This window comes from Lysobacter sp. F60174L2, assembly GCF_052547135.1.
In genome coordinates this window covers 712,442-724,767 of the sequence record NZ_JBQWRA010000001.1, presented here as the reverse complement: position 1 = coordinate 724,767, position 12,326 = coordinate 712,442, and the positions used below count along the sequence as shown (strand labels likewise).

Here is a 12,326-nt window from a genome sequence, read left to right as displayed (position 1 = left end):
GGCTCGCGCAAGATATCCGCATGGAACATTACGATCGCACTGACATTTCCGCGAATCTACGGTCGTACATCGCGGTGATTTCGAGCATGATTTCCTCGCCCAGGCGTCCGTTCGGCGCAAGCCCAAAAGCCGCAGCGTACAGCGGCCTGCTGTTCAGGCCCGTTATCGAATAGACCGCAGGATCCATCTCGTTGTGCATGTTCGCACCCCAGGTTCCCATTCTCTGTTCCCAGTAATAGAGGTCTCGCAGATCAAGATTGAAGAGTTCCGCATCGTAGTTGGCTCGCTCAATGAAGCCTTCTATGGCCTCCATTGAGAATTTCTGGAACCCCGCGGGGGGCTTCGCTATCCGTCCTGTCTTGTACATGTCGAAGAAGTCGGCTGCCATGTTGCCGGAAAGCGCCTTCCTGTGACGGTTATAGAAACCACGGATGATCTCTCCGCCGTATCCGCGGACAAAAACATCTCCTCTACGCGTCAGCTCACCCATATTCGCGGACAACGAGGACTCGGAACGAGTAAAGCCGGTAGCAGGTTTAGTCGCGGCCTTGATTTCACGAAATTTCTCGCTATCCGGCCTGGTCCTCGGATCCATGTAGACATGGGGCTGCCGAAGGTGCTCTACCATTTTCGCGACAACGCCCACCTCCTCCTCGGGCAGCCGTCCCGCCGTCCACGTAACGAGCTGGACATCCAGTCCGTTCCCGACGAGACCGGCGATCACCGCACGGGTGTCTACCCCCCCCGTTACGCCCAGCACGGGCCGATAGCGTCCCGCAAGGTGCGCTGAAAACCTGGAAAAATAACCACGACACTCGGCCAGAAATTCGCCAATCGACGTTCCAGGTATCGACCGGCGGGGCCAATACCTGAAGCACCGCCCCTGCACCGAGTCGTAGTAATTATTAGGTATCAGCGCCTTGATCGACTCGTACATCGTCAGGTCGCCGGGAAGGTAGCTGGTACCACGCGCCTTGTATTCCGGCATTTGCGTGAACTCCGATGCTGCCTTGCTGATATCCTCGGAGAATGCGCCGGCCAACAACGAAGCGTGTGAGGCGACTCCGAACCCGCCCTGGCTACGGTAGTAGACGGAACGTGATCCGAACGGGTCGTTAACGACCCGACACGCGTCGTTCTCGATCAGAAGAAGGGCAAAACGGCCGGAAATGTCATCGAATGCTTCCCAGTTGCCTGACACTGCCATCCGCGTCAACGTTGCATCGACCGTCGACTTTCCACTGGCAACAAATACGTCCCCGATGAGAAGTGCGGTCATGGCGCCGGTCGCAACCGTCCGGAATGAAGCTTCCGGATGGATGTGAACCGTAAACCCGCCCAGCTGGATTACAATCCAGCCGGCTACGGCGGCAGTGTCAACCGAATCCGAACCGTGATAGGCCAGAAACCCGAAACGATAGGCAAGCCCACTTGGGTGCATAAAATGTCCTGCTGTCTTCCACGCAGCGACCTCGCGGATCATCGAATCCTCACAGGCGGAAGACGTTCTCGGCCCGGGGCAGGACTCCTTTTACATCGAAGATGATTCCGCCAGGCTTGAGCAGCCGATCGACCTTGATCTCGGCATCGTCAGCTACGAATTCCGAGTGCGCCACCGCGAGCACGACCGCGTCATAGCTCTCTTTCAAGAGGTCTGCGGTCAGATCGATTCCATACTCGTGCTTGACCTCGTCGGCGTTGACCCAGGGATCATGGATGTCAACTTCGGCGTGGATGCCGGAGAGTTCCGAAATGACATCGACCACTTTGGTGTTTCGGACATCCGGACAGTTTTCCTTGAACGCGACACCCAGCACCAGAATGCGCGAGCCTACTACGTTGATCCGGGACTCCGCCATCAGACGGATCACGCGGCCGGCCACGTACGGGCCCATCTCGTCGTTGATCCGCCGCGCGGAAAGGATCAGCTCGGGGTTGTAGCCGAGCATGGCCGCCTTATGCGCAAGATAATAAGGATCGACACCAATGCAGTGCCCCCCTACCAGACCAGGCGAGAATGGCATGAAGTTCCATTTCGTCCTTGCTGCCGCAAGCACCTCGTGGGTGTCGATACCCACTCGGTTGAAGATGCCTGCCAGTTCGTTCATCAGGGCGATGTTCACGTCGCGCTGGGTATTTTCAATAACCTTGGATGCCTCCGCGACACGGATCGAACTGGCCTTGTGGGTACCTGCCTCGATGATCGATGCATACAGATCATCAACGAAATCGGCGATTTCCGGAGTCGAACCCGAAGTGACCTTGGTGATTTTTGTGACGGTACGTTCCTTGTCCCCGGGGTTGATTCGTTCCGGACTGTAACCGCAGAAGAAGTCCTGGTTGAACTTCAGGCCGGACGCCTGCTCCAGAACAGGAACGCAGACCTCCTCAGTCACACCCGGGTAGACAGTGGATTCGTAAATAACCACGTCACCCTTTTTAAGGATGCTGCCAATCGCCGCACTGGACTTGAGCAGAGGATCAAAATCCGGCTGGCGCGCCGCGTCAACCGGAGTGGGCACGGTGATCACAAAGACGTTGCAATCGCGGAGTCCCGCCAGTTGATCGGTGTATGTCAACTGCCCGGCACTGGTGAGGTCCTCGGAAGACATCTCAAGGGTGCGGTCGATACCGTCCCTCAACTCGAGGACTCGGGGCGCGCTGATATCGAAGCCAATGACCGGAAAGCGCCGGCCAAAAGCAACCGCCAAAGGCAGTCCAACGTAACCAAGTCCTACAATAGCCAAGCGGGTGTCGGCAATATTCATGTTTTATTCCTATAAACTCAATTATCCGCCAATGACTTCTTTATCACTGGCTCAAGAAGTGGTGCAAGGGACCTCGCATAGGTCGCCGTCAGATGATGACGGTCACGCCAGAGAATCACATCATCCCGGATTGCTGGGCAGTTGCCGTCCTCACAGATCTGGTCGTTGAAATTTATGAAGGCGACGTCCGGGTTCGACTCCATCGCGAGGAGAATGGAGTCAGAGTGCCTCAACGCCCTCGCTATTGGCGTATCGCAGGCACCCGGAACAAAGCGCGGAGCACTTAGACAATCCGGAATATCCTTGGACATCCATGGCGTATCGGCAATCACCAGCACCGGCACGCCACGTGACCTCAGCTCGCCCCAGCGAGTGAGCAACCCCTTCGCCAACACCTTCTCACTTTCATCGTCATTGTCCTTCCCCAGAGCACGGTGACCACGGGACTGGCTCATTATTACGAGTGTCGGGTCCAGTGTCTCGAGCTTCCTCATCAGCTTCGAGTTCCACACAGTGCACGCCTCATACTTCTTCCCGCCGCTTTCGACCGCTGCGTCCGAGAACGCGCAAGCCGATTTGGTAAAGGAGTAAAGCGCCCAGCCATTCTTGTCGGCCAACTCCTGTAGAGGAGGAAGCCACTGGGCGGCGTGGGAATCGCCCGTCAAGACTATGCGCGTGCTTGAATTCCGATCACCGTAGACACAGTAGGAAGGTTCAGTTGACGCGTGGTTTGCATGGCAACCATCCGCATAGAGGTCGGGGTTGTCGCGTTTGGCTGCCACTGCTCGTTGGGGCAGATCGCTAGGTATCGGCAGGGCCTCAAGCTCCGGCACCTTGACCCCCTGACCTGCAACGTTCGCGAGCGCGTTCGCGAACGCCGGCGCGAGGGATCGGGAATACGTGGCAGTCAGGTGAGCCGCCCCTCTGTACACAGCAACGTTGCCGACCACTGCGTCACATGTGCTTTCTGCGCAGATCGCATCCGTCAGGTCCACAAGCCGCGCGTTCTCGACCTTCTGGGCGGCGGCGACCACCGGGTCCAAGGTTCGTACGGCCTTTTTGCGAGGGCGTCCACAGGTTTCCAGCGCCTCGGGTTTTCGGCAGTCGCTTCCCATGGAAGGAGTGCTACGCACGAAAACCACCTGATCGGCCAGGCTTTTGAATTCGGTGGCTGCTTCAACAAGACCCTCGGTCAGAAGTTGGGCCCGCTTGGTTCCACCGTCCGCGCCCATAACCCGGGCAGAGGGCGACTGCGCAATAACCAGCATGTCGGGAGACAGCTTCCTGATCTGTGCAGGCAACTTGTCCCTCCAATTCTCGCACGCCGTGAACAGCGTGTCGTCATTGTCGCGCGGCGGGACATCTCCGAGAGCGCATCCGGTTTTGACCACCACGTCGAGCGCCCAGCCGTTGAGCCGTGCGACCTCCGCAAGCGCTGGTTGCCATTGGGCTGCGTAAGTGTCCCCGATGAGCACGACACGGTAGTCGCCTTCTCGATTTCCGTAACGGCAGGTCTTCACCGAGGTGCTGTTCCCCCGGGACATGCACTTGTCGCGGTACGGAGCCGGCACGTCTCTGCGCGCAGCGGACGGGCTCGGCAAGATAGACCCCGCGGGAACCACCGCATCGCTCGTCAACGCCGCCGCGCCCGGGTTCGGGTTCGGCGGGGCCTCGGTACCGGGAGCGGAGGTTACACCACCGCCGGCCTGATTCTGCAACCACGGCCGCGGCGCAGCCCACGCGGCAGCCAGGCTGACGGCGATACACCCAACGGCAAGGGCGAATGCACGTACGTGGCCTTGACGATCAGTTGGTCCATGCCGGAAACGGTCTTCGACAAAAACCTTTGACTGATGCGCCAACGCGCACGAAATGACGAAAACAGCGACGCCATCAATGAACTGCGGCGCTCGTCCCACCACCGCGGCGTAAAAAATAATGACCGGCCAATGCCACAGGTACAGGGAGTAGGAAATGCCGCCAAAATACTGAAAGGGTTTACGACGCAGGATGTTGTAGGCACTGAACCACCGGGGCGACTCCCCGCCCAGTAGCACCAGTGCAGTACCAAACACCGGGAGAGCTGCCGCATAGCCCGGAAATGCCGTCGCCTTGTCGAACGTGACCACGGCAACCGCGATCATCGCCAGACCAAGCCAGGTCGCGGATTCGCGCACACCTAGCGGGAGCTTGCGCCACCGGGAGGTCACTGCAAGCAGCCCGCCGATGCCCAGCTCCCACGCGCGGGTGAGCGTGGAGAAGTATGCAAGCGAGGGATTGGTGCTGGTCAGCCAGACCGAGTAGGCCAATGACAAAACGACCACCAGTGCCACGAGGCCGGCGAACACCCGCCCCGGCTCCTTCCGCCAACCGATCGGCGCCAGGCCGACCAGCATCAACAGCAGCGGCCATGCGATGTAGTACTGCTCCTCTACAGACAGCGACCAGAAGTGCATGACCGCGCTGGGCGCCGACTCCGCTGCCAGGTAATCGACCGCCTGTCCGGCCAACCACCAGTTCTGGACATACAGGGCGCTGGTCCCTATGCCGGTTACCGTGTCATCCCATTGGGTACGAGGCAGTAGCGGAAGCAGAAACGCAACCGCGACGAGCACGACGGCCGCTGCTGGCAAAAGCCTCCGAATTCGCCGCACATAGAACTCTCGGACCGAGATGCGGCCTGTGCTGCTGAACTGCCTGAAAAGAATGCCGGTAATCAGATAGCCGGAGATGACGAAAAAGACATCGACGCCTACATAACCACCCGAAAGAGCCCCCGGCCAGATGTGAAATACGAGCACCGCCAACACCGCAATGGCACGAAGCGCCTGGATTTCAAACCGGAATCCGCCTCCGGCAAAACCGGACACACCAGCGGAAGCAGGAGGAGGATTGCTCATTGAAGTTGCTCTGGTCATTTCAATTCCGAGAAAATTCCGGCAATGCGCTTGGCATAGGCTTCATGGCTGAAGCGCCGCCGCAGTTCCGTGTCCACCCGCGCACCAACCGCGGCTCTGGCCGCAGGATCCAGATGGAGGCTTCGGACCAGTCCCGGCACCTCGCTAGGTTCGCAATACAGCGCGGCTTCGCCGAACACCGGCCGGAACTTTTCGGGAAGTATGACGATACGTCCGCTGGCAATCGCTTCGAGGATGGAGCGCCCAAACGCCTCGACGATCTGGGCATTGTCGAAGTACACGAAATAGTCGATCTCCGCCAGAAAGTCCCTGACGTCCATCTGGCCGTAAGGGATGACCTCCCAGTTCGATGGAAGCCCTGCATCTCCCAACAGCGTGCTGCAGGTTCGGGCACCACCCATGATCCGCACGTTGATATCGTCACAAACAGGGTAAGCCTGGATCAACTCATCCGCGGTGGCGGGGAACTTCAAGGGGTTGTCGCGCGAATATCGCCCGATTACTGGAACGCGTGCGTCGGCCGGCCTCTCGTCCAGGTGCCATTCCGACACGTCGAGTATGCCCGGCATGTCCTCCGGATCCAGAAGTTCGTGTGGAATCAGTGGCAGAAGTGCGTCACGCACCAACGGCCCTTGTGGGGCCCAGACCGGGTCAAGCCCGAACAGGGTGCGTGCATTGCGGATGCAATCGGAGACGCAGTAACGAACGTCACTGCCGTCATGTTCGCTGGGCGCCTGATTGGCAACGATGATGGCGGAAGAAAGGTGCCAGGCGATGGTATCGGCTTGCAGATACTGGAGGATAGGCGGATAACGCAGCACGGCCAACCGGACGGAGACAGTGTCTGACGTGGTGATCTGGTCGACTATGCCATCGTGGACCAGTAGGCGTACCGCGGCGCAGAGAGGCTTTCTTTCTTTTGTCATGAAGCGGAACGCTTCCATCTGGCAAATCGCCAGCCGGAGTCCGTCCTTGTGGAGGGCTCGAATCTCCTCGATCATCGACTTCTGCGGCCCACCGAACTGCCGCCAGTCGCCAATGAAAACCACATCATATTCGGCCGAAGGGTTGTCGCGATCTATCTGGAAACGCTGTGGAGCGGGGAAACTCCGTACCTTGGCCTCCGGTTCAAGGAAGGGCGAAGCCTCTCCCGATCTGATCCGCTGGTGCCAGAGGTCATACGCCTCACGATAAGCGGAACGCGCGGGATGCCGCCAGCCTGGTTTGAATTCGGCTCGCGACAGGGAGTTTGGCTCCAGCCGGACGAGCGACAGTGGCATTTTATGGTCCAATTCGACCGGAGCGCTATTGAAGGCTGCAGCAATGCGAAGCGCGTACTCAGTATCGGCACTTTTCCGCACCCCATCAAAATAGCCAATGCGTTCCAGTACCTCGACCCGGCGAATCATCAGGGACGATGCATTACTCTGTACAGGCGGGCTGCCTGGATTCGCCAACAGAAGATTCCGATCGACACGCACGCTCGCACTTCTGCACGCCATCACCTCGGCATCTTCAATCAGTGGACGAAGCTGGAGTTCAATACGTTTGGGATGACTGTAGTCGTCCGCATCCTGAAATGTGACGAACTCCCCCGTTGCAACCGACAGGCCCCGGTTGCGTGCCATGTAGGTCCCTTGGTTGACCGTTTGTCTGAGCACCTGGACTCTTGGATCCATCGCCGTGCAGGCTTCGAAGAGCGAGCCATACTCGGCGGGTGAGCAATCGTCGACAACAAGTACTTCCAGATTCCTCCAGGTTTGCGCCAGTACCGACCGCAGCGACGATAGCAGCGCCACCGTGGGGCGCCAGGCCGTAATGATCACGGTGACCTTTACGTCGCTATCGATCAGTTCTTCCCGGGCTACGTCAAAATCGATACGGTCGAACAACGAAAGCCCGCTTTTCGAATCGAGGAGCCGCAGTTCGTTCAGCCCCCATGTGCGGAAGATCGAATTGAACATGTGGAGCCACGCGGCATCCTGGTTTGACCACATCGGGTGGTGGAGATCGATCTCCACCAACTGACGGTCCCGCTTGTTGAGCTTGAGCACCTTTCCCAGCGCAAGGGCAGTCGTGTGGAAACCGAGGCGGAGCGCCGCGTCAATGAAGATGACCGACCAGTTCCTTGGAACCGCGTCCGACCCGTGGGAAGCCACCATCGCCTCGCAGAGCGTCAAACCATTCAACCGGTCATCCCGTTGCAATCCCTGCAGCACCAGGATCCTCGCCAAACGAACGGCCAGGGCCGGATCCAGCTCGGAGAGGGCCCGCAGTGCGCCCGGGCGCCGCCCGGGCGCCCGGGCAGCCTCCGTATGTCGAATGATATCGAGGAAAGAATGCCGCCCGCCGGATGCCATATGAGCGAGAAGCTCACGGGCGTTTTCGGAACCCGTCCGGAGAATCGTCGCATCAAGCCGTAACGAGTCGTTGGTCCTCCCCGCGATCCTGACGTAATCACGGATTACTTCGGGAGTGTCCGGGGTCAGGCCGGGATCGACCTCTCGCCCAGCAACCGGCGTCCTCTCGGGCAAGGAGTTCGGAAAACCCAAAGCCGGCGCAAATGAAGTTCTATCGAACCTCTCCAGATACTTCCTGCCCAGGAGGACCTGATCAGCGAACGCCCCGGGGCTGTCCGACATTGAAGCAACGATTGAAAACACCTGGTCGGGCGTAGCGGAAACAACCGCACCGTCAAAGGATGCGGCGTGCTTGTCCGAGGTAATCACCACGCATCCGCTTGCCATCGCCTGGGCAAAGAGGCGGGCGCGCGCTCCCCTGCCGGATCCACGCCCGAAGTAGACGAAAAAATCGCATCCGGCCAGGAAGACGTCCACCTCGATCGTGCCTTCGGCAAAAATCCTCCAGCTCGCGGGAACGGTCCGGTCGCCGAGAATTCCCAGCAGCTCCGACTCGCCTCCGAGGAACCTGGAAGGCGCTTTGCCACTCGGCGGATAGGCGGTCAGTAGCGTCTCCCGCTGACCGGGAAAGTTTTCGACTGCATCCCGGGCAATGCATCCGATTACCGGTCGACGTCCGCTGAAGTCACGACGTGGCGTCCGCCAGTTGCCGAGGTCGACGGCGACCGGATACGCCGGACCGATAAGAGCATCCGGGTGGAGGATTCCCCGAAGCGTTTCAGCAAGGCCCGCTTCGGCCTGCCAGACGGGCCGACATCCAAAAGCCTCGCGGAGATTCTTGTCGCATGCAGTCGGGTCGTACCAGACCTCACCCGCAACGCCGACAAATGGCTCGCACGCGGCCACGAGGAGGCGGCGGGGCCGCAAGGCAACGCGAGACGTCGACAGAAACATGGCCACTTCGGGCCGCCGTATCACCAGTGCCCCCGGAGCCCCCGCATCGGTCGTGAGGACTTCCCTCACCTTGCCCTCTTGCAGCAGGCGCGAGACCGGAGCCCAGAACGTGTCGATACGCTCCACGCTCATGTCGCGCAGCGAGCGAAGGTGCATTACGCCCACCTTGAGGCCGGCGCGTAGAGCGATGTTGATCTCGTCCAGAACAGTCCGAAGGTGCAGCGGATCTCTCACCCCACGCAAGTCATCCGCGAAGACCAGGTCCAGCTCCAACTCCGGCCGGGCCTTGACCCTGAACCGATCCGGAAGGGGGAATCGCCCAGATCGCTCGCTATCGGGCTCGAGTCGAATGGCGCTCGAGCGGCAGGTAGCGTGCCAGAATTCGTAACTACGCCTGTACGCCGAGCGGCTCGGGTGCCGCCAACCGGGTCGAAACTCCGCCGTGGACAGCGAGCCCCGCGATTGCCGGATCATTGCCAGGTTCTGATCAAGAGCGCGGTGGCTCCGGTCGCCAAACGCCTCCCGGATGCGCAGCATGTACTCGGTGTCACCGCCCTTTCTCGTACTGTCGTAAAAGCCGACGCGATCAAGAACTTCCGTTCGACGGAACATCAAGGATGACGCGTTTTCCCGTCGCGCCTGGGTGCCAGGCGCGTTGAACACCAGCGTCGGGTCACAGCGGAACGCGTGGCTCGTAGTCGAAACACACTGCTTGTTCCTGAGAATCGCCTTGGCCTGCTTCTCGATGCGGCGCGGGTGACTCCAGTCGTCCGAATCCTGCCCGGTAACCAACTCTCCACGCGCCAGCCGGAGGCCGACATTCCTGGCCTCATAAGTACCACCGTTCTGGTCGAGCCGGACCAGCCGAATGCGGGGATCCAGGGCAGCAACCTGTTGCAGCAGCGGCACGTAGCTTTCCGGAGAAGCGTCGTCGATCAACAGGATCTCGAGATTCCGCCAGCTCTGGTTCAACAGCGATCGAACGGCTGTCCCCAACCCTGGCCCTGGCCGCCAGGACGTAACAATGACGGACACCAGAGGTCCATCCGTGACCTCGACGTCAGAGACACATGCCAGGCGGTCGAAGGGTTCGCTCGACTCCACCTGAAGAAGCGAAGGCGCCTCGATACCATCGCGCGCAAAGAGACGGGCAAACTTTTGCGCCCACTCATCCCCACCGGCGAACGGAGACGGGCCTTGCGGATTGGCGAGATCCGCCTCCATGATCAACCTGTCCAGGCGCGAGACCCGAATCTGGGCGGCGAGCGTTGCCGCAAGATCGAAATCTCCGGACTCAAACGCCAGATTCTGGAAGAGCCGGGCATGGTCGGACCGGAATGGCACGCACCCGTTCTGGCCGTAAATCCATTTCATTGCATGAAGGGCGTCAGGCTTGTCGCGCTCCTGGTGATCCTGTAACGCGAGTATCCGCGCGAGCCGCACTACAAGAACCGGATCCACCGGAACGCCGGCCAAGACAGCCAAAGAATCCAAGGTGCTGTCAGCCTCCAGGACATGCTCGATGATGTCAGAGGAGCGCATGCGTCCGCCGCTCGCATGCAACGCAAGCAGGTCAAGAGCTCGCCTGGAGTCTGTCCGCAGGATGAGCCGATCCAGGACCCGATCGTCAGGTAGCCGCCTGACAACCCGCAGGTATGTCTTGAGCGCGTCGGCATAGATGCCCCGACGACGCTTCAGCGCTTTCGGTTCCTGCCGCAAAGAAGTCATCTGAGTATCGGTACTCACTGCGGATCCGTCGCTTGCCACTCTATTGCCACCGTGCGGGGCCCGATCGACTGCTCCGTGTGCGACAACGGAAACTCCTCCTGCCAGCGCGTCAGAATCTCCCTTTCCTCTTCGCGATGCACGTCATCGAGTACGACCAGCATTTTCGCGGCAAAGCTGGACCGAAGCAGCGGAACCGCTGGATAGCGAGCGAACGACCCCGTTGCCTTGGGCGGGCCATCCACCAATAGAAGATCGACATCCTTCAGGCCCGCCCATCCGTCACTGGCGTACCACTTGTACGTGTCTCCAGCGATATCGAAATCTTCCAGTTCGGCGGACCGAACTTCCGCGACGTGCGTCAGGCCGTGTTGCTCGAGTTCGGCCCGGGTCACTTCGGCGAACTTTTCAAGATGCTCAAGCGCAATCAACTTCCCACCGGTCTTTTCCAGCGCGTAGGCAAGCCAGACCGTGGACACGCCACTTCCACACTCGACTACCAGTCGCGGCTGACGCTGCAGGACGAGATCGACCAGTTTCGCGATCGATGTCGGCTCCAATGCCCAGCCCGAAAACTCAGGCGCAATGGCACGCGGAGGGCAGCGCTGCAACAATGCCGACAGAGAAGAACTATCATTGACCACGGAATACCGGAGGTTCGCGATGTCTTTTTCGACGCGATCGAAGGGGCGTGCAAGCTCCTTGATCAGCGACCCCCTCTCTGCCGCAATGATGGATTTCAGCTCCTCGGAGATGACCGCGTTATCCGACACGCGGATCGACGCCTGCTCCATTACATCGCGGACCGAGACCATGGCTTGCTTGACCCGGGCCATTTCCCGAGATGCCAGTTTCCCACCGGTTGCCATTTGCAACCGCAAGCCTTCCAATTCGCGGCGCGCCTCCTGCCCTGCGGTGTCGATTTCATTGCGGGTCTCGTACCGAGCCCTCTCAAAGTCCTTCTTCAGGGCTTCCAACTCGCCAGATGCATGCTCCCCCGCCTTCGACAATTCAGATCGCAAAGTTTCCAGTTGGCCGGACGTTTCCTGCGCGGTGTCACCAATGCTCTTCTTCAGGACATCCAGTTCGCGATCCAATCGATTACCAAGCACGTTGATGGCGTTCTTCAGGTACTCGTGACCATTCATGGCATGGCGTTGCTGCTCAAGGATGTGGGAGGACTTTTCGACGATCTCGTCGCACCGGCTCGCCGTTTCCCTGAACGAATTCAAGACGAGAGAGCGCAGCTCTCCCGCCTCCGCACTACGTACTTGCTTGTCCAGCGCGCCTAGATTCTTCAACATCGAGTCGAACTTCACTCCCGCGTGCGCGCTCCCCTGATTCGCAAGAACTATCAGATACCCTGCACGCCGGTAGATCCCGATCCCCAACAGTCCCAGACCTGCAGCGCCGACGCACATCCCCACAAGGGCAACAAATATGTCGCGCTGGATACAACCAACGATAACAATCGTGGCGGCAACCGCGAAGCCGAAGATGAAGGCAACTCGCTTTGGTGTCAGAACAGGCATAGCGGCCTCGATACTAAATTCATTGAATGGCTTGAAATCGAGCAGCGCCCGAAAATACTGCATTGGAGC

5 protein-coding genes are annotated in these 12,326 nt (G+C 59.6%); all 5 read right to left on the bottom strand.

Going from position 1 to position 12,326, the window contains the following annotated elements; translation table 11 throughout:
* Positions 1-28: 28 nt before the first annotated feature.
* Genes ACT9AS_RS03235 through ACT9AS_RS03215 form a run of 5 tightly spaced genes read right to left on the bottom strand, consistent with a single transcriptional unit; the run spans position 29 to position 12,320 of the window.
* On the bottom strand, positions 29-1,483 hold the full coding sequence (locus ACT9AS_RS03235; RefSeq protein ID WP_445098670.1) for a hypothetical protein: 1,455 nt from the start codon (positions 1,481-1,483) through the stop codon (positions 29-31).
* Between the two features lie 7 nt (positions 1,484-1,490).
* Complete coding sequence (locus tag ACT9AS_RS03230; RefSeq protein WP_445098669.1) at positions 1,491-2,768, bottom strand: nucleotide sugar dehydrogenase; 1,278 nt, start codon at positions 2,766-2,768, stop codon at positions 1,491-1,493.
* A gap of 17 nt (positions 2,769-2,785) precedes the next feature.
* Positions 2,786-5,668 carry an SGNH hydrolase domain-containing protein gene (locus ACT9AS_RS03225; RefSeq protein WP_445098668.1) on the bottom strand — a complete coding sequence of 961 codons (2,883 nt, stop codon included), beginning with the start codon at positions 5,666-5,668 and terminating at the stop codon, positions 2,786-2,788.
* Between the two features lie 14 nt (positions 5,669-5,682).
* Positions 5,683-10,746 (bottom strand): glycosyltransferase, encoded by a 5,064-nt coding sequence (locus ACT9AS_RS03220; protein ID WP_445098667.1) that lies wholly within the window; start codon positions 10,744-10,746, stop codon positions 5,683-5,685.
* On the bottom strand, positions 10,743-12,320 hold the full coding sequence (locus ACT9AS_RS03215) for a class I SAM-dependent methyltransferase (protein ID WP_445098666.1): 1,578 nt from the start codon (positions 12,318-12,320) through the stop codon (positions 10,743-10,745). Before ACT9AS_RS03215 ends, ACT9AS_RS03220 begins: the two co-directional genes overlap by 4 nt.
* Positions 12,321-12,326 lie beyond the last annotated feature (6 nt).